The organism is Streptomyces sp. NPDC001880 (assembly GCF_053594575.1).
This window is the reverse complement of record NZ_JBSFET010000107.1, coordinates 1-17157: the sequence shown is the minus strand read 5'-3', so window position 1 is coordinate 17157 and position 17157 is coordinate 1. Positions and strand designations below refer to the sequence as shown.

Annotated in this window: 15 protein-coding genes and 5 pseudogenes; 12 read left to right on the top strand and 8 right to left on the bottom strand. The window is 67.7% G+C overall.

Features of this window, described 5'->3' with window-relative positions; all coding sequences use genetic code 11:
• The 3 genes and pseudogenes from ACWCQ6_RS31680 to ACWCQ6_RS31670 all read left to right on the top strand — a co-directional run.
• A partial coding sequence (locus ACWCQ6_RS31680) for an ATP-binding protein (RefSeq protein ID WP_451095087.1) occupies nt 1-346 on the top strand: 346 nt, incomplete at its 5' end.
• Between the two features lie 54 nt (nt 347-400).
• Nucleotides 401-1206: pseudogene (locus ACWCQ6_RS31675) on the top strand (transposase); the annotation flags it as partial.
• Between the two features lie 325 nt (nt 1207-1531).
• A pseudogene (locus tag ACWCQ6_RS31670) lies at nt 1532-2356 on the top strand (alpha/beta fold hydrolase).
• Nucleotides 2357-2556: 200 nt separating this feature from the next.
• Here ACWCQ6_RS31670 and ACWCQ6_RS31665 read toward each other — a convergent pair.
• Nucleotides 2557-2667 (bottom strand): annotated as a pseudogene (locus tag ACWCQ6_RS31665) (quinone oxidoreductase); the annotation flags it as partial.
• 55 nt (nt 2668-2722) lie between these two features.
• Between ACWCQ6_RS31665 and ACWCQ6_RS31660 the strand changes: the two are divergent.
• From ACWCQ6_RS31660 to ACWCQ6_RS31650, 3 genes and pseudogenes are all read left to right on the top strand, one after another.
• The gene (locus ACWCQ6_RS31660) at nt 2723-3142 is read left to right on the top strand and encodes a hypothetical protein (RefSeq protein ID WP_451095085.1); all 420 of its coding nucleotides are present in this window, start codon (nt 2723-2725) and stop codon (nt 3140-3142) included.
• A 386-nt stretch (nt 3143-3528) separates the two neighbouring features.
• Nucleotides 3529-4452: pseudogene (locus ACWCQ6_RS31655) on the top strand (IS5 family transposase); the annotation flags it as partial.
• A gap of 569 nt (nt 4453-5021) precedes the next feature.
• Complete coding sequence (locus ACWCQ6_RS31650; RefSeq protein ID WP_451095089.1) at nt 5022-5981, top strand: DUF5996 family protein; 960 nt, start codon at nt 5022-5024, stop codon at nt 5979-5981.
• A gap of 451 nt (nt 5982-6432) precedes the next feature.
• Here ACWCQ6_RS31650 and ACWCQ6_RS31645 read toward each other — a convergent pair whose 3' ends face one another.
• Nucleotides 6433-7089: a zinc-binding dehydrogenase gene (locus ACWCQ6_RS31645; RefSeq protein WP_451095083.1), complete on the bottom strand. Its 657-nt coding sequence runs from the start codon at nt 7087-7089 to the stop codon at nt 6433-6435.
• 35 nt (nt 7090-7124) lie between these two features.
• Nucleotides 7125-7676: an MBL fold metallo-hydrolase gene (locus ACWCQ6_RS31640; RefSeq protein ID WP_451095081.1), complete on the bottom strand. Its 552-nt coding sequence runs from the start codon at nt 7674-7676 to the stop codon at nt 7125-7127.
• Between the two features lie 200 nt (nt 7677-7876).
• Here ACWCQ6_RS31640 and ACWCQ6_RS31635 point away from each other — a divergent pair, with 200 nt between their 5' ends.
• The 5 genes from ACWCQ6_RS31635 to ACWCQ6_RS31615 all read left to right on the top strand — a co-directional run bounded on the left by ACWCQ6_RS31635 (nt 7877) and on the right by ACWCQ6_RS31615 (nt 12801).
• Nucleotides 7877-8446 (top strand): 2Fe-2S iron-sulfur cluster-binding protein, encoded by a 570-nt coding sequence (locus tag ACWCQ6_RS31635; protein ID WP_451095079.1) that lies wholly within the window; start codon nt 7877-7879, stop codon nt 8444-8446.
• Entirely contained in the window at nt 8443-9426 is a 984-nt protein-coding gene (locus tag ACWCQ6_RS31630) for an FAD binding domain-containing protein (RefSeq protein ID WP_451095077.1), read from the top strand. Before ACWCQ6_RS31635 ends, ACWCQ6_RS31630 begins: the two co-directional genes overlap by 4 nt.
• Before the next feature lie 9 nt (nt 9427-9435).
• Nucleotides 9436-11664: a molybdopterin cofactor-binding domain-containing protein gene (locus ACWCQ6_RS31625; protein ID WP_451095075.1), complete on the top strand. Its 2229-nt coding sequence runs from the start codon at nt 9436-9438 to the stop codon at nt 11662-11664.
• 110 nt (nt 11665-11774) lie between these two features.
• Complete coding sequence (locus tag ACWCQ6_RS31620; RefSeq protein WP_451095073.1) at nt 11775-12089, top strand: CoA transferase; 315 nt, start codon at nt 11775-11777, stop codon at nt 12087-12089.
• A 52-nt stretch (nt 12090-12141) separates the two neighbouring features.
• Nucleotides 12142-12801, top strand: coding sequence for an enoyl-CoA hydratase-related protein (locus ACWCQ6_RS31615; RefSeq protein WP_451095071.1), 660 nt, complete (start codon nt 12142-12144; stop codon nt 12799-12801).
• On the opposite strand, the pseudogene ACWCQ6_RS31610 reads toward ACWCQ6_RS31615, so the two are convergent.
• Both ACWCQ6_RS31610 and ACWCQ6_RS31605 read right to left on the bottom strand, forming a co-directional pair.
• Nucleotides 12682-13343, bottom strand: a pseudogene (locus tag ACWCQ6_RS31610) (nitroreductase); the annotation flags it as partial. The gene ACWCQ6_RS31615 and the pseudogene ACWCQ6_RS31610 sit on opposite strands and share 120 nt — an antisense overlap.
• A gap of 314 nt (nt 13344-13657) precedes the next feature.
• Nucleotides 13658-14386 (bottom strand): SDR family oxidoreductase, encoded by a 729-nt coding sequence (locus tag ACWCQ6_RS31605; RefSeq protein ID WP_451095069.1) that lies wholly within the window; start codon nt 14384-14386, stop codon nt 13658-13660.
• Nucleotides 14387-14871: 485 nt separating this feature from the next.
• Here ACWCQ6_RS31605 and ACWCQ6_RS31600 point away from each other — a divergent pair, with 485 nt between their 5' ends.
• A complete protein-coding gene (locus tag ACWCQ6_RS31600) occupies nt 14872-15090 on the top strand; it encodes a hypothetical protein (RefSeq protein ID WP_451095067.1) in 219 nt (72 codons plus the stop codon).
• Between the two features lie 97 nt (nt 15091-15187).
• On the opposite strand, the gene ACWCQ6_RS31595 is transcribed toward ACWCQ6_RS31600, so the two are convergent.
• The 3 genes from ACWCQ6_RS31595 to ACWCQ6_RS31585 form a co-directional block, all read right to left on the bottom strand.
• Nucleotides 15188-15601 carry an alcohol dehydrogenase catalytic domain-containing protein gene (locus ACWCQ6_RS31595; protein ID WP_451095065.1) on the bottom strand — a complete coding sequence of 138 codons (414 nt, stop codon included), beginning with the start codon at nt 15599-15601 and terminating at the stop codon, nt 15188-15190.
• A gap of 158 nt (nt 15602-15759) precedes the next feature.
• Nucleotides 15760-16689 (bottom strand): NmrA family NAD(P)-binding protein, encoded by a 930-nt coding sequence (locus ACWCQ6_RS31590; protein ID WP_451095063.1) that lies wholly within the window; start codon nt 16687-16689, stop codon nt 15760-15762.
• Between the two features lie 118 nt (nt 16690-16807).
• Nucleotides 16808-16984: a hypothetical protein gene (locus tag ACWCQ6_RS31585; RefSeq protein ID WP_451095061.1), complete on the bottom strand. Its 177-nt coding sequence runs from the start codon at nt 16982-16984 to the stop codon at nt 16808-16810.
• Between the last annotated feature and the right edge of the window lie 173 nt (nt 16985-17157).

Genomic DNA, 17157 nt, shown 5'->3' with positions numbered 1-17157 from the left:
CCGCAACCTCAAAGCCGCCGAGGCCGCCGGCCGTCTGACGAACAAGCTCGGCACCTACCTACGGCCCAGCGTTCTCGTGGTCGACGAAGTCGGCTACCAGCCCCTCGAACGAGCCGAGGCGAACCTGGTCTTCCAGGTCATCTCGAAGCGTTACGAGAAGGGCTCGATCATCCTGACCTCGAACAAGACCTTCAGCGAGTGGGGCCAGGTCTTCGGCGACGAGGTCCTCGCCACAGCCATCCTCGACCGCCTCCTCCACCACTGCGAGGTGATCTCCATCAACGGCCCCAGCTACCGGCTCAAGAACCGCCTCAAGGCCATCGAGCGAGAGAACGACGTGGCCTGACAGCTGGGGACGTTCGCCCGTACGCAACTGGGGAGGAAAGTCCGTACGCCGACAACAGACCTGCCCGCCGAACCCGACCGCAGGGAAAAGCGCCTGGCCAGGTTACAGACCGATCGAGGCCGAGGCCGCCGAGAAGGCCCGCAAGCACGCCGAGGACAAGGAGCAGCGACGCCAAAAGCGTGCCGGGACCGACGAACCCGAGGCGGTGGCCGACGCCGGCGACCTGGCGGCCGAAACCGCGCGGCCGAAGGACAAGGCGCAGGCCAACTTCACCGACCCCGAATCACGCATCATGAAGAACGGGGCCGGCGTGTTCATCCAGGCCTACAACGCCCAGGCCATGGTGGACGACGCGCACCAGATCATCACCGCCGCCGACGTCACGACCAACCCCGCCGGTGCACTCAACTACACCGGCATGCTCGACCAATCCGCCGCGAACACCGGAATCCACGCACGTCAGGCGCTCCTCGACGCGGGCTGCTGCTCCGAGGCGAACCTTCAGGCCGCAGCCGAGCGCAAGGAAGAACACGGCACCGACACCTTCATGGCCACCGGCCGCCTGTCCCACGACGAACGCGTCAGCCCCGCCCCGCGCGGACGCATCCCGGCCGACGCCACAGCGCGCGAGCGCATGGCCCGCAAACTGCACACCAAACCCGGACGCGCCGCCTACGCCCAACGCAAAGCCATCGTCGAACCCGTCTTGGCAGATCATGACCTGCCAAGACGGCCGCAGACTCCTGCTACGCGGCGAAGCAGGCGCCCGCGCAGAACGGCGGCCACTCGCCGCATGCCACAACCTGCGAAAGATCTTCGGGCAGGTCGGAACCCCCGGACTGGCCGCCGCCCGAGCCTGAGCGCCCAGGCGGCAGCATCACCCTCCACTGCAACCACACCCCGCACCCGCCTCGACACCGCCGACAAACCCCAGACCGCCAGAGATCCGACCACCAACCCTCGACGCTTGCTCGTTACCGACCCACGCTCCTAGCGTGATGACGGCAGTCAGTGTTCGCATTCCTGTGTGACCGCGCCCGCAGCCGACCGGCTCCCGCTACATGGATCCGCGGTCGGACGAGACCGAGGCGCGGCCCAGCGAACACCGGCTCTACAGCGGTCGGCGGTGCTGGGATTTCCGCGGTCGCCGTGTCCGGCCCCCACCAGTGAAAGGATCCTGTGCGCATGTCTTCCGTGACCACAAAGGACGACACTTCGATCTTCTACAAGGATTGGGGCAGCGGCCAGCCGGTCGTGTTCAGCCACGGCTGGCCGTTGAACGGCGACGCATGGGATCCGCAGGCCAAGCTGGTGGCCGACAACGGCTTCCGGGCCGTCGTGCACGACCGGCGCGGGCACGGGCGCTCTTCACAGGCGTGGAACGGCAACGACCTCGACACCTACGCAGATGACCTGGCCGAAGTGATCGAGAAGCTCGACCTGCGCGACATCATCCTCGTCGGCCACTCCACCGGCGGCGGCGAGGTGACCCGCTACATCGGCAAGTACGGCACCGGCCGGGTTGCAAGGCCGTCCTGCTCGGCGCGATCCCTCCGCTGATGCTGAAGACCGAAGCCAATCCCGAGGGCCTGCCCCTCGAGGTGTTCGACGAGATCCGCCAAGGCGTCGCCACCGACCGCTCGCAGTTCTACGAAGACCTCAGCGCGCCCTTCTACGGCGCCAACCGACCGGGTTCCCAGGTGTCGCGGGCACCCGCGACGCGTTCTGGCTGTGGTCGATGCAGGCAGGCATCAAAGGTGCCTACGACTGCGTCAAAGCGTTCTCCGAGACCGACCTGACGGAGGATCTGAAACGTTTCGACATTCCGACCTGGATCGTGCACGGCAGCGACGACCAGATCGTCCCGATCGTGGCAGCCGGCGAGAAGTCGTCGAAGATCGTCAAGGGCGCGAAGTTCACGGTGTACGAAGGGGCCCCGCACGGACTGTCGATGGTAGCCCCTTCAAGGACACGTTCGACGCCGACCTGCTGGCCTTCCTTCGCAGTTGACCGACGGGCCGGCGGCGGCCGATCGCGCGTGGGGCCCGCCCCGGGTGCGCCCCGCTCGGTCCCTGTGGCCCTGGCCCCCGATCAGGAGGGCCGGCCGATACAGCCGTCCTGCACGGCCTCGGGAAACATGCCTCGATGTCGACGACTCTGCCGGTGGTCGTGCCAGTCTCCACTGCGGTGTGGGCGTCGATGACGGTGTCCAGCGTGAAATGGCGGGGATCAAGGACGGGCTTGAGCGACCCGCTGTCGACGAGGGCAACGACTTCCCGCAGGACTTCACCGTGGTGCTCGCGGCCACGGCCGGTGAGCATGGGCAGCAGGGTGAAGCCCCCCGGGTAGGTGGCGCCGCGCACAGATAACGGGGCGATGCTGTGCACCCTGACGATCACGCCCGCACGGACCGCGCTGCTGGCCATGAACTTCCAGAACGCCATCGTCCCGCTCGTCCCCGAACCCGATGCGCTCCTTACCCGCGTCCAGGATGCGATCACGGCCGTCCGTGCCGCCGGCGGCACGATCGGCCGCGTCCGCGTCGCCTTCACCCCCGACGACTGGGAAGCCATCCCCGACCGCAACACGTCCTTGAGTTCCATCGCGGCGACGAGGGCCATGCACCACGAGGACGAAACCATGCAGATCCACGAGATGATCGCCCCTGGGTTCTGTCCGGCCGATCTTGGACTGTGGGAGGATGCCATCCATGACTTGCACCCGAAGGGGCCGTGCCGCGTAGAACACCAGCTTCACTTCGGTCGCGGGAACGCGGCTGGGGAAGACCCTGGGTGAGGTATCACGATGTCCCAGGTCTGTCGGGAGCGGCGAATGCCGCCGTCCGTGTGCTCGAACGGGAGCGATTGTCTCCGGGCATCGTGGCAGCGGCGTTGAGCGTGTGGTCCGTGCGCGTCCATGGCACCAAGCGCCGGTGGAGGCAGTGGGAGGCTGAGTTCACCTGCCCGTGCTGCGGCGAGGGGTGGGCCCGGGACAAGCTGCAAGACGCTCTGTTCATGCTTCCGCCAAGGGCCGCCGGCGAACTCCGGGTGCAGGTGGAGCGCCTGGACGTGGTGCTTCTCGGGCGAACGCATCACGAGCCGATGGCAGACCAGGAGTTGGCGTGGTGGCATCGAAGGTGCTGAGCGCGCACCCATGCCGCCCACTGTTTCGTTGGCTCTTGTATGACTGGTCGGGGGGATCTGACAGAGGCGGGGTGGCGACGTCTGGAGCCGCTTCTGTCGACAGCAACAACCGCTGCGGGCGGTGGCGCGATCACCATCCGGTGGTCAACGGCATCCTGCACCGGGTGCGGACCGGGGTGCAGCGGCGTGATCTGCCGGAACGCTACGGGCCGTGGAAGACCGTCTATGAGCGTCATCGGCGCTGGTCGGCCGACGGAACCTGGGAACGGTTGCTTCAGCAGGTGCAGGCCCAGGCCGATGCCACCGGTGGGATCGGCCTGGGACGTCTCGGTTGACTCCACCTCGATCCGTGCCCACCAGCATGCGGCCGGAGCCCGAAGGCCCCGCCACCTGCCGTGTCAAAAGGAGCGGCGGCAATGAAACGCCAGGGCGAAAGAGCATGGGTGAGATGTGCGCCCGCCCGGTGGAGGTGGTGCAGGAGGTGAGGCGCTCGGTCGCTCCTGAGGAGGCTTCACCACCAAGATCCACCCGAGTGCCGACGGTCGTTGCCGTGTGCTTTCACTGTTGCTGACGGCGGGCCAGCGGGCGGACTGCACGCAGTTTGAGCCGGTCATGGAGCGCATTCGGGTGCCTCGCCTCAGGCCGGGCCGCCCGCGCACCACACCGGACAGCGTGAGCGCCGATACGGCCTACAGCAACCGCCGGACCCGCCGCTACCTGCGGCGGCGAGGCATCCGACACGTCATCCCCGAGAAGAGTGACCAGGCAGTGAACCGCGTACGCCGGGGCCGGGCAGGGGATCGCCCACCCGGCTTCGACAAGGAGCGGTACAAGAAGCGCAACACCGTGGAACGGGCGATCAACAAGCTCAAGAACAACTGTGCCGTGTCCACGAGGGACGACAAGCGCGCATACGTCTACCTGGGTACCGTCACCGTCGCAGCAACCATCATCTGGCTCCGGACATGGTCGACCTTCGACACCTACGGCATGACAAGCACCAGGAGCATCCCAAATGTTGCCCAGCGACCGGCGCGGGCGAGATCTGCTGCATCAGGCCGATCATGTCCGAAGCGACCCACGCCTCGGTGTGCCGCCCCCAAGGCGATAGATTTCGATGCTCCGGCAGCTGACCTCACGATTCGTGGCCAGCCTGCCCTGAAAGTCACCGCGATGCGTGCCGCGGAAGGTTGCCCGTATGTCGTACGGCCGACGCGGGGGTGGTGTCGAAGACGCAGGCCCTTGCCACGTATAGCGTTCCCAGGGCCGCCGTGTCATGGCGAGTGAGTTGCCCGCGGTCACCGTACTGTTCTCCTGCTGGAAGGACGGTGCGCGTCGCCATGGCCCCGAGCGATGCCTTGGGACGTACGCACTCGTCCGCCGGGCCGTCGCAACGGTCCGGCGAAGCTGGGGCAGCCCGATCCGGGAAACGCCGGGAATGCGACAAGCGACCCCGGTATCGGGGCGGGACGTGCCATGACCACAGGACGGTGCGAGTCCGTTCAGCAAGGCCAGAGGGAAGGGTGATGACCATGGAGCTGTTCCTGCCGATCCCACTTGCCGAGTGGCGTGACACCAAGGAGACGCTCCATCGCTTCGCGCAGATCGTCGGGAAGATCCGTCTCGCCGCCAGCGCCCGGCGCAACCACTGGTGGAATGTCCCGTTCCACCTCACGGGGCGCGGTATCACGACGCGTCCGATGGGGCAGGTCGACGGCAACCCGATCTTCACGATGGACTTCGACTTCGTCGCGCATCGGCTGCTCGTCTCGACGCTGGACGGCCGGGAGATCTCCTTTCCGCTCGCCGGCCAGTCCGTTGCCTCCTTCCACGACGCGGTCATGGAGTCGCTGGCAGCGTTGGGCATCCGGGTGCGGCTGGACGTGCCCAGGCCCTTCGACCTGCCCGACTCCGGCCGGCCGTTCGCCGAGGACGCCGAGCATGCGACGTACGACCCCGCGCAGGCCAACCGCTACTGGCGGGTCCTCAGCCAGGTGGCCTCGGTGCTGGAGGAATTCGCCGCGGGGTATTCGGGGAAGGTGAGCCCGGTGCACCACTTCTGGCACACCTTCGACATCGCGCACACCCGGTTCTCCGAGCGTCACATCGAGCAGCCTCAGCAGGTGGACCCTGTCACCCGGGAGGCGTACTCCCGGGAAGTGATCAGCTTTGGCTTCTGGTTCGGGGACGACACCTTCCCCGCGCCCGCGTTCTACTCCTACACCGCTCCGGAACCGGCGCACCTGGCCGAGGAACTGCTCGAGCCCGCGGCGGCGCACTGGGTCGCCCGGAACGACAGCCACCTGGCCGTACTGCCGTACGACGAAGTCCGTGCCGAGGCCGACCCGCGTGGCGCCGTACTCGACTTCTACGAGAGCGCGTACCGGGCCGGTGCCCGGCGCGCCGGATGGCCGATCGACTCGCTCGCATGCCCGGGCGGGGTGACGGACCCGCAACTGCGATCCCACAGACCTCAACCGGCTTCCGGCTGAGGCCCAGCAGCAACCGTGAACCCCACGTCGGCATGGGCCGCCCGGCCACCGCCCCGGTCAGATGTCGGTGCGCGCCAGCTCGCTCCTGAACAGACCCGTCGCCAACGCGATCACCTTCTCGAATGACTGCTTCAATGTTGTAGGTCGCACCGGTGAGTGCGGTGTTGGTCATGATGTGCACGGCGAGTGCCGCCACGTCGTCGGGTACGACTGCTGCATCGAACGCCGCAACGACGCATGTGAGATGGTGCTCGGCTACGGGCCCCATTTCACCGTCGGCGACCAGTCCACATAGAGCGACCGCCGCCGAGATGACGTGCGCGACCTCCCCAGAGCACCGGTGCAGGCGCTGATCTGGCCGAATGGTGGATGCTTCATCGGGCTTGGCCACGTTTACCTGGCGGCCCTGGCACGCCGCGGCCGCACCGCCGACGCACCGGCAGGGCGCTTCCTACCCGTCGCCTTCGTCCCGGCTGTCATCGAAGACGAACAGTGGTTTGTTGCCGTGTGCGGGTGCTTCGGCGAGCGAGATGGCTTCTGTGAAGCGTTCGAGAGGGAACGGCTGGCCCCGGGGGATGCTCAGCACCTCATCGGCGACGAGACGGCGAACCTGGGACAGCGCGCGCAGCGCATCCTCGGGTGAGGCAGTGCCGAACCAGCGGTTCAGCCAGAAGCCACGGACTGCTTTGGTCTCGTAGATGACCGAGCGTGCCTGCAGCGGGATCGTCAGTGCCCCGGGGTCGGTCTGCCGATGGGTCGAGAGGGCACCGTAGACCACGACCGCCCCTCCCGGAGCCAGTGCCTGGGGCACCTGGGCACCTACGGGGCCCGCGACACAGTCGATGGCCTTCCGCACACCGACTGGCCCCGCTATCTCAGGCACACGCTGCAACAGGTCCTCGTCCTCAGTACAAATGACCCCGTTCCCACCAAGCACTTTGATCTCCTCGACGGCATCGCGTCGCCGCACGACGTTGATCGCGCGAATACCCAGATGTCTGGACAGCTGAATGACGAGCCGACCGACGGTGGAGCCCGCGGCCGTTTGCAACAGCCATTCGCCCGGCTGTACGTCGAGTTCACTCGTCACGAGGAGCAGGGCGGTCAACGGATTGACGGCGAGTTGACAGGCGCTGGAGTCTGTCAGATGGCCGGGGACCGGCAGAAGCCTTCGCGTGTTGGCGACGAGGTATTTCTGCCAGGTGCCGTCCTCGGGGGAACCTCAGTCGTCGCGCAGACGAACATGTGGCAGTGGTTGTAGGCGACGTCCCCGGAAACGATCAGGCCCAGCTCGGGTACATGCAGCGAGGTCGTGTCGAGGGTGTCGGTGTGCCCGGCTTCGATCACATCGATGGCGGAACCCTCAAGCCGGATTTGCGGCGACTCGAGTGGCTCGGGCATCGGGATCGTGTCGGCGATCTGGCCAGGGAAACGCGCCCTGAGGGAGTTGTCCAGCGCGTGGGCGTCCTGCTGCTGCATCAACCGTACCGTCCTCGCCGTGGCGACCACCCGGGCGTCCGGGAAACAGCCGAGCACGACCGGCAGGCCGAGATAATGGCCGCCGTGGCAGTGCGTGATGTAGATGGTGGTGAGCCGGCGATCGTGTAGTAGCACCCGGTCGGCCAGCTGATCGCGGCGGACTGGCCCACCGAAGCCGCCCTTACCGATGCCCAGCTCACCGGGCAGCTGACCCAACGCGTCCTCCCGCTCACCTGCCCCCTCCGGGCTTGAGGTACAGCACCGTTCGAGTGAGCCGGTGACGGTGTCGTCCGTTTCGGCCCGCCCATTGGCTGGATGATGGGCAGGCATGGCCCGAGGCGGGCCACGTTTTGCGCCCCGCAGTGGCGACACATATCCAGGGTGAGACCCGCACCCAGCGAGGAAGGCGGGCTGTGATGAGTGATTCGGATTCGGGCACCGCGGGGCGGAGCCGGGGCGAGATGGCCCAACTCTCGGCGATCGAGTTGAACGTCAACGATCAGGTGCGACGGCTTGAGGTGGATCCACGGACCTCGCTGCTCGACGCGCTGCGCGAGCACCTGCGCCTGAGCGGGACCAAGAAGGGGTGTGATCACGGGCAGTGCGGCGCCTGCACGGTGCTGATCAACGGCCGACGCGTCAACTCTTGTTTGACGCTCGCCGTGATGCATGAGGACGACGAGATCGTGACGATCGAAGGTCTGGGCGATCCCGATGGTCTGCACCCCATGCAACGTGCCTTCGTCGAGCGTGACGGCTTCCAATGCGGCTACTGCACTCCCGGCCAGATCTGTTCGGCTGTCGGCATGCTCGCAGAGGTGGAGGCGGGCTGGCCCAGCCATGTCACCGCTGACGTGGCCTCGCCGCGGATCGCGTTGACCGATGAGGAGATCCGCGAGCGGATGAGCGGCAACATCTGTCGGTGCGCCGCCTATCCGAACATCGTCGCGGCCATCCGTGGCATCGCGGTGGGAGGCCCGGAATGAGATCCTTCACGTACGAGCGAGCGACCGACGCACAGGCCGCCGTCGCTGCGGTGTCCAGAACCGGCGCGAAGTTCATCAGCGGCGGCACCAACCTGCTCGACCTGATGAAGCTCGACATCGAGAATCCCAGCCATCTGGTCGACATCAGTCGGCTTCCGTTGCGGGACATCGAGGAGCTCCCGGACAGCGGACTGCGTATCGGGGCCCAGGCGGCGAATTCCGATGTGGCCGCCGATGCCCGAGTGCGTACCCGCTACCCGGTACTGTCGGAGGCACTGGTGGCCGGAGCCTCGGGCCAACTGCGCAACAAGGCGTCCACCGGGGGAAATCTGTTGCAGCGCACTCGCTGCCCCTACTTCTACGACACAGCTGCGGGCTGCAACAAACGAGATCCCGGTTCCGGATGCTCGGCGATCGGCGGGTTCAACCGGATTCACGCCCTCCTCGGCGTCAGCGAATCCTGCATCGCCACCCACCCCTCGGACATGGCCGTCGCGATGACCGTGCTGGAGGCGGAGATCGAGCTGCTCGACGCCGACGGGTCGGTACGCCGCGTCGCCATCGCAGACTTCTACCGGCTGCCGGGCGATACGCCGCACATCGAGACCGTGCTGCGTCCTCGCGAGATGATCACGAACGTACTCCTTCCCCCGCCCCCGTCGGGCCGGCAGACCTACCGCAAGGTGCGAGACCGGGCGTCGTACGAGTTCGCGCTGGTCTCCGTGGCGGCCGTCGTCTCGACCGATCAGGGAGCGATCAGTGAGGCGCGGGTGGCTTTCGGCGGTGTGGCGCACAAGCCCTGGCGGTCCATCGAGGCGGAGGCCGCGTTGACCGGCCGTCCCGCCACGATGGTCACCTATCGCGCCGCAGCCGAGGCCGCGATGCGCGACGCCGTCGGGCAGGGGCACAACGACTTCAAGATCGAGCTGGCCAAACGCACGCTGTGCCGCACGCTGGCGCAAGCGGCTCAGGCAAGCTGAGGAGACGAGATGATCGGGCAAGCACTGAACCGCGTCGACGGCCCGTTGAAGGTCTCCGGCCGGGCCACATACGCCTACGAGCAGTGGGGGGCCGGCCAGCCTCTCTACGGGTTCATCGTCGGCGCGACGATCGGCAAAGGCCGCATCACCCGGATCGACACCGAGAGTGCCGAACGCTTACCTGGTGTAAAGATGGTGATGACCTATCACAATGCCCCCGCGCAGGGTGACCGTGATGAGTCCGTTCCGTCCGAATACTGGCGTGCCCAGCCGGTGCTGACCGGCCCCGACATCCACTATTACGGCGAGCCGGTGGCGCTCGTCGTCGCCACGGCCCTCGAACAGGCCCGAGCGGCGGCCGATCTGGTCGAAGTCGAATACACCGACGGGCGCGGACGTTTCAACTTTGCCGAGCAGGAAGACGAGGTGTACATCCCGAAAGTGGTCAACGCCGGTCTCCCCACCGACACTGCGGTCGGCGATTTCGAGGCCGGGTTCGACAGCGCGGCGGTGAAGGTCGACCAGCAGTACACGACGCCGTACGAGCTCTCGATGCCGATGGAACCACACGCGTGTCTGGTGGAACCGCGCGACGAGGACCTGGTCGTCTACGTCAGCTGCCAGATCGTCGACGCGGCGCGGGCCTCGGTCGCCGGCACGCTTCGGATCGACCCGGAGCGGGTCCACATCGTCACCCCCTTCGTCGGCGGGGGATTCGGCTCCAAGCTGGGCGTCCATTCCGAGACGATCCTGGCGGCGCTCGCCGCTCGCGAATTGCGCCAACCGGTCAAGGTCGCGATGACCAGGCAGCAGATCTTCCAGCTCGTCGGCAACCGTCCCACAACCAGCCAGCGGGTTCGACTGGGCGCGGAGCAGGACGGACGGCTGACCGCGATCGCCCATGACGTCACCATGCACACCAACCCCGACGTGGAGTACGCCGAGCAGACCGCCGCCACGACCCGCAGTCTCTACGCAGCGCCCCACCGGTTGACCAGCCACCGGCTTGCGCCGCTCGATCTGCCGCCCGGGACGGACGTACGCGCGCCGGGCGAAGCGCCGGGCATGCTGGCGGTCGAGTCGGCGATGGACGAGCTGGCCCACGCACTCGGGATGGACCCGGTCGAGCTGCGGATCCTCAACGAGCCCACCGTCGATCCCGAGCGAGACGTGCCGTACAGCGACCGGCACCTGGTCGAGTGCCTGCGCGAAGGCGCGCGCCGGTTCGGCTGGGAGCACCGCCCCGCCACCCCGGCGAGTGTGCGCGACGGGCGGTGGTTGGTCGGCTACGGCATGTCGGCCGCCATCCGCGGGCACTTCCAAGGGCCGGCAGCAGTGCGGGTGCGGTTGGAGGCTGACGGCACCGCCGTCGTCCAGACGGACATGACCGATCTCGGAACGGGCACGTACACCGTCCTGACCCAGGTCGCGGCCGACGGGCTCGGACTGCCGCCCGATCGGGTGAGGATCGAGCTCGGGCGTTCCGAGTTCCCCACCAGCTGGGGGTCCGGTGGCTCGTGGGGCGCCGCCAGTTCGAGCAATGCGGTGCATGGTGCGTGTAAGGCCCTGCGCGAGCAGCTCCTGGCCGCGGCGCGCGGCGACACGCGCTCTCCGCTGCATGGCCTGGACCCGGCAGACGCCGTGTTCTCGGATGGCAACGTGGTTGTCGGCAGAGCGTCCGAGGCGCTGAGCGGGATCGTCGCACGCAACCATCCGGAAGGGTTCGAGGCGGAGGGCGGTACCCGCTTCATGGGCGATGATCCGAACTACACGGACTACTCGATCAACACCTACGGGGCCCATTTCGCTGAAGTGGGGGTCGACGCGGACACCGCCGAGATCCGTCTGCGGCGGATGCTCGGCGTGTTCTCGGCAGGGCGCGTGCTCAACGCGAAGACGGCTCGCTCGCAGCTGATCGGCGGCATGATCTGGGGAGCGGGCGCGGCCCTCGAAGAAGAGGCCGTGGTCGACCTGCGATCCGGCGCCTTCGTCAACCGGGACTTCGCGCAATACCTGGTGCCGGTCCACGCCGACGTCCCCGACATCGACGCGGTCGTCCTCGACGGATACGACGACAAGGCCAACGTCCTGGGCGCGAAGGGCGTCGGCGAGCTGGGCATCTGCGGGGCCGGTGCGTCGGTCGCCAACGCCGTGTTCAACGCCACCGGCGTGCGCGTGCGCGACTTCCCCGTCACCATCGAGAAGGTGCTGCCCGGTCTACCACTGATGGACAACTGAATCCGTGACAACGGTGCTGGTTCGCCGACGCGACCAACAACCTCCTCACGCAGTCGCTGCGCGAACCTCTTTGGCATGAGTAGATAGGCGGCAGCCGTTGAGTGCTACGTGTGGTATCTGCCCGGACCCTCGCCGAGTGGCGCGAAGTACTCGACGCCGCCGACCTCACCTACGGAATCGCCCAGACGATCGACGAGTTCGCCCGCGATCCCCAACTGACGGCCAACCGCATCCTCGTCCCCTTCGAGGACGGCAGCGCAGAGCCGCACCTGACCATCGACAGCCCCGTACGACTGGACCAGGAACGGAAGGTCCCACCGCGCCCCGCCCCCGACCTGGGCGAACACACCGACACAGTGCTCCGCGACCTCGGCTTCGACGAGGCCGCGATCGCGAGCCTGCGCGAGGCGGAGGTGGTCGACTGAGGGCACGTCCGCCCAGACGCAGCCCAGGGGGAAGGAGAAGGGAACCAGCATCATGACCGAGGCTTCAGTCACCCCCGCGGTGCGCACCGAGCAGCACGACGGCGTCTTCGTGATCACCATCGACCGACCCCAGGCCCGCAACGCCATCGACGGCGCCACTGCGCGGGCGCTGGCCGCCGCCATCGACGAACTCGAGTCACGCGACGAACTCCTGGTCGGCATCCTCACCGGAGCGAACGGCGTCTTCAGCGCCGGCATGGACCTCAAGGAGCGATGCCGCCGGGCCCGGCGAGTTCCGCGGCCTGCAGCACACCCAGCTTCTTCGTACGAGCGCGCTCAGCGGAGCAGGAAGAGTTCGCCTGCCCGAAGCGAAGTCCTGGTGGGGGTGTGGCGGGTGAGTCCGGACCTGAGGTGCGATCCGCCTCATGGCGACTCGTGCTCGACCATCCGCTCACGCATCGCTCACACAGAAGGGCCTGCTGACCAGTTGGAAGTTCAGGGCGTTAGCTTGCGATCAAGGCAGGAAGCCGGTGTCGTCGCCGATCAGGGTGGCGTCCCGGCCGACCGTGATCGTCACACAGTCGCAAATCCACCCCTCGACGAACGTGACGGTCTCGTCGAGCGGCGCCCGGCCCGTACGGGTGTAACCCACCGTGGAGTCCTCGAACCCGATCGACATGCCGCAGAAGAGAATGAGCTCGTCCGGTGGTGACAGGATCTCCGCAACAGTCTTGCGATACACCGACCACGCCATCTGCGGGCAACTGTGCAGCCCTTCGGCGCGCAGCAGCAGTATGACGGTCTGCAGATACATGCCGACGTCGGACCATTGCGGCCGGCCCATGCCGCGGTCGATGTAGCAGAACAGGGCGGCGGGCGCGCCGAAACAGTCCCAATTCGCGGCAGCAGCCCTCTGGCGCGCCTCCCAGTCCTCGCGCCCAATACCAAGTGCGCTGTAGCGCTCATGGCCGAAGGCGGATCGGCGCTCATGGTACGGAGACTTCAGTGCGGGCGGGTACATCTCGTACTCCGCTCGTCCCAGGGGTCGGCTGCCGCCACGCGCTCACCGGCGCGCCTCTTGAGCTCGGCCAGCGGCCTACCGGTCACCACGTAGGCGCACCACGGCTGGACGTTCGACCCGGACGGCGCCCAAGCCGCGGCGGACAGGACCCGCTCCAGCACCTGCCTCGTAACGGGCCGGTCGCTGAACCCGCGCACCGCCCGTCGGCTCGTGACCGCCTCATAGACATCCAAGGTCATCTGCCTCCCTCATCTTCCACCTGTCCAGTCAGTGACAATCCGGGACCGTGGGACCGCCGGGCCCACCGGCACCGGCGCATCCAGCACCATGCCGGCGGTCGACCGTCGCGACGTCCACAGGCCCGTCCCACCCCGAGAGCCGTGGCCCGTCCATCCCGGCGGGACCGAATGGCTGCATGCGAGTCCCCTCCGCCTGACCTGGGATCGGGGGACCGCAGCCGGATCCCCGTCCGGCTCAAGCCGCGACACCCGGCGCGCGCAACGGAAAGACTGCCGGGCTGGGACAGGACATGCGGGAGGTGGGGATGTCAGGAGAGCCAGTCGGTGTAGCGGGTGGGGGCGAGGTACGCGTTCTTGTCGGTGAGGACGTCGCCCTTGACGGCGGCGAACATGCCGGCGGTGGGGTCGGTGACGACGGTGCGGTGGTCGCCCTTGTGGGTCAGGGTGATCCGGCCCAGCTCGTCCAGGTTGAAGATCTCGGGGCCGGCGATGTTGCGCCTGCCGTTCAGCGGGGCGCCTGCGGCGACCTCCGCCACTTCGCTGGCCACGTCCTTGGACGCGATCGGCTGGATCGGCGTGGCGGGCAGCCGGACGGTGTCGCCGTCGGTGGTCCAGGACAGGACGGCGTCCATGAACTCCATGAATTGCGTGGCTCGGACGATCGAGTAGGGGATCGGCCCGGCCGCGAGGATGTCCTCCTGGAGCGTCTTGGCCCGGTAGTAATCCAGCTCCGGGACCTGGTCCGTGCCGACGATCGAGAGGATGACGAAGTGGCCGACGCCAGCCTTGTGGGCCGCGGCCAGAAGGTTGTCCATCGAGGTCTGGAAGAAGGCCGGGGATGCTTCGTCGAAGGTCGGGGAGTTCGTCAGATTGATGACGACGCCAGCTCCCGCCACCGCCTCGTCCAGTCCCTGGCCGCTGATGACGTCGACTCCGGTGGACTGCGAGTGAGGCACCGCCTCGTGTCCAGCGGCGTTCAGATCCTTGACGACCTGCGACCCGATCAGCCCGGTACCGCCGATGACTGCGAACTTCATGACATGCCTTTCGTCGGGATTACATGCGCAATATGGCATATGGGCCCCTATGTGGGAGCGGCATGAAACGGCGCCCTGATCGGCTGAGGAACGGAGGTGTGCAGACCGTCCATGAAGGTGACCATCTCGCCGAGGGCACCCGGCCTGTGCGAGCGTCACCTGCCGTGACGTCTTCGAACCCGGCCGACATGCCGCAGAAGAGGATGAGGCCGTCCGGGGGCGACAGGACTCCGCGACGGTCCGCGGCCGTCTGCCGGTCGGCCGGCCCCGCCCCCGACCGGGTGCCGTCGCGGCAGACAAGACATCCCACGCGGATAAGCGTCAAGCTGCCGCTGAGGTAAGTCCCTTTCGGCTTCGGCCTGGATGCCGCGGACCCGGCCGGCCTGCTTGAGCAGCGACTGCAGGCGCCGCCGTGTCAGCTTCGCAGCCATGGTGGGGGTCGGTGCGGCGGCCAGGATGGTGCGGGCTTCCCTCGAGTACAGACCGTGTTTGTGCTGGGCGAAGGCGTCGAGGATCGCTGGGTCATCGGCCTCGCCCTCGATCCGGACGGCGGCCGCGTGTACGTGACCGACTTGGCCGGGAACGTCTACGCGGCTGATCTCGGCGGATCGAACCGGAGGGAGATCCTCGTCCTGCAGGGCAACCTCACCGGTGTCGCCCGTGCCGTGCTGCCGCCGACCGGAACCAGGCGCCGAGATGGCTGAGTCCGATGTCTTCAGTGGTGGTGGGCGAGTGCGGCGAACCGGCCCGCTGGTGCGATCCCGTCCGTACTGATCGACCGCGGCCAAGTGCTCCTGCGCCTCACGGCGCAGCATCACCGTGGTGAGCGGGTTCGCCAGCATCTGCGCGGCGACCTCGTCCGACAGCTCGTCCGGTACGGCGACGACCACCTCGGTGTCCGCCACGATCCACTGGGACCACGCCCCCCGGCTGGGGGAAGACCGTTACGCGGCCACCCACCTCGACACCCGGCGCCACGCGCGTCCCGGGGCCGATTGCCTCCACCACACCGGTGGTCTCCAGGCCAGCCGGAACCGGCTTCGCAGCCTTCCCCGGGTAGGCCTCGATGGCCTGGAGATCACCGGGTTGCACCGTGAAGGCCGTGGTGCGAATGAGGATCTGGCCGTGCTCGGGTGCTGCCGGCTCCGGCTCCTCGATGACGGTCAGGACATCGGCAGGCAACCCGCCACGGGGGTAAACGACACGACGGTTCATGATTCTTCTCCAGCGCGCTGGTACGTGTGGGTCTTGGCCCGGGCATCGACCGACGTCCTGCGGCCCGCGTTCGCGGCCGTCCCCGTGCTCGACGGTCGATCGGCGCCTCCAACAGTCAGCCCGCAACACGCTCGACAACGAACGATGAGGAGGTGGCTTCAGGGGTTGAACAGGCCGGGGTTCTCGCGGACGTAGTCGGCCACCCCCGAAGGAGGCCGCCCGGTGACCTGCTCGACGCCGTCCGCCTTGCGGTCGTACCGATTCTCCGCGTGAAGGCGAGCCATGGTGGAGATGTGCTGGAAGACATGGTCGGGCAGCCCCAGCGGTCTGAGATCGTCGTCGATCCATTCCTGCAGGGGAACGTCGGTGTAACCGACCTGACGGCCCAGGGCTGCGGAGACCTCCGCCGCCATGGCGGCGACGTCCTCCGAGCGCGGGCCGGTCAGCTCATGGATCCGGCCGACGTGCGGGGCAGGATCGGCCAGGATCTCCTCCACGACCGCGGCAACGTCCCCGGCCGCCACGGGGGAGGTTTTCGCCCGGCCGAAGGGCAGCCTGATGCTTCCGTACCTCGCGATCGAGGAAAAGCCCACACGGAACAGCGGGTTCTCCATGAACACGGTCGGCCTCACCTGGACGACGGGCAGGCCCGACCAGCCAAGGACCTGCTCCACCAGCCACTGCTGCCGCTGCTGCACGGACTCGGAGGTGCTGGTGAGGTCCATCTCGGAGACAGTCAGCTGCGACATGTTCACGAACACTTCCAGGGACCCGTACGTACGCGCGACGACCGCCACCGTCACGGCAGCCTCCAGATACTGCGCCGACACGCCCATGCCGAAGTACACACGTCCACAACCTGCCAGCGCATCGGCGACATCGCCCGCACGCGTCAGGTCCCCGACGACGACCTCGGCGCCCGTCGCGCGCAGCGCCTCCGCCCGCTCGTCATGGCGGCGCACCATGGCCCGGACGGGCAGCCCCCGACGCCGAAGGCCTTCGACCACGGAGCGCCCAACGGCGCCGACACTGCCCGCCGCGCCTGTCACCAGAATCGGAAGCACACTGGTTTCCGGGGTGCGGTCCATAGGGGCAGCGTGTGGTGTGCACGACCAGGGCGCAACTGGTGCCCGCCGAACCGTAGGCGCTGCAACAACAGTCGGCCCATGTGCCTGAATCGGCATACTCGACTGGCCGACCAAGCGCTCAGCAGCCAACGCGCTCCGTGCCCGACCGCAGCCATACGACGGAGGAGCCGGGCGTATGGCCGGGAGCCGGCTCGATTCGGAGCTGGGCGTCGATGTCGTGGTGGTGGCCCTCCCACAGCACGGTCTGAACGGCCTGGTGCACGGGGGCGATGCTGTCCTCGAAGACGTTGGCCATCTGTGGGCCGGAGCGGGTCCGGTGTCCGTTGGCAGGATTCCAGTATTCGAAGTTGGCGCGCGAGATGACGTACTGGGGATGAACTGGAAGAAGAGGGGCATTTCGACGCCTCCCCCATGGGAAGGGCCGGGCGCTCCAAGAAGGCGCCTGACCCGGGGAAACCCCGGGTCAGG

Excerpts from the sequence above, each read along its gene's own strand:
- ACWCQ6_RS31615 (WP_451095071.1), top strand. The coding sequence starts at position 12,142 with ATGACCGAGGCTTCAGTCACCCCCGCGGTGCGCACCGAGCAGCACGAC.
- ACWCQ6_RS31660 (WP_451095085.1), top strand. The coding sequence starts at position 2,723 with ATGCTGTGCACCCTGACGATCACGCCCGCACGGACCGCGCTGCTGGCC.
- ACWCQ6_RS31650 (WP_451095089.1), top strand. The coding sequence starts at position 5,022 with ATGGAGCTGTTCCTGCCGATCCCACTTGCCGAGTGGCGTGACACCAAG.
- ACWCQ6_RS31635 (WP_451095079.1), top strand. The coding sequence starts at position 7,877 with ATGAGTGATTCGGATTCGGGCACCGCGGGGCGGAGCCGGGGCGAGATG.
- ACWCQ6_RS31595 (WP_451095065.1), bottom strand. The coding sequence starts at position 15,601 with ATGAACCGTCGTGTCGTTTACCCCCGTGGCGGGTTGCCTGCCGATGTC.
- ACWCQ6_RS31585 (WP_451095061.1), bottom strand. The coding sequence starts at position 16,984 with ATGGCCAACGTCTTCGAGGACAGCATCGCCCCCGTGCACCAGGCCGTT.
- ACWCQ6_RS31605 (WP_451095069.1), bottom strand. The coding sequence starts at position 14,386 with ATGAAGTTCGCAGTCATCGGCGGTACCGGGCTGATCGGGTCGCAGGTC.
- ACWCQ6_RS31590 (WP_451095063.1), bottom strand. The coding sequence starts at position 16,689 with ATGGACCGCACCCCGGAAACCAGTGTGCTTCCGATTCTGGTGACAGGC.
- ACWCQ6_RS31630 (WP_451095077.1), top strand. The coding sequence starts at position 8,443 with ATGAGATCCTTCACGTACGAGCGAGCGACCGACGCACAGGCCGCCGTC.
- ACWCQ6_RS31625 (WP_451095075.1), top strand. The coding sequence starts at position 9,436 with ATGATCGGGCAAGCACTGAACCGCGTCGACGGCCCGTTGAAGGTCTCC.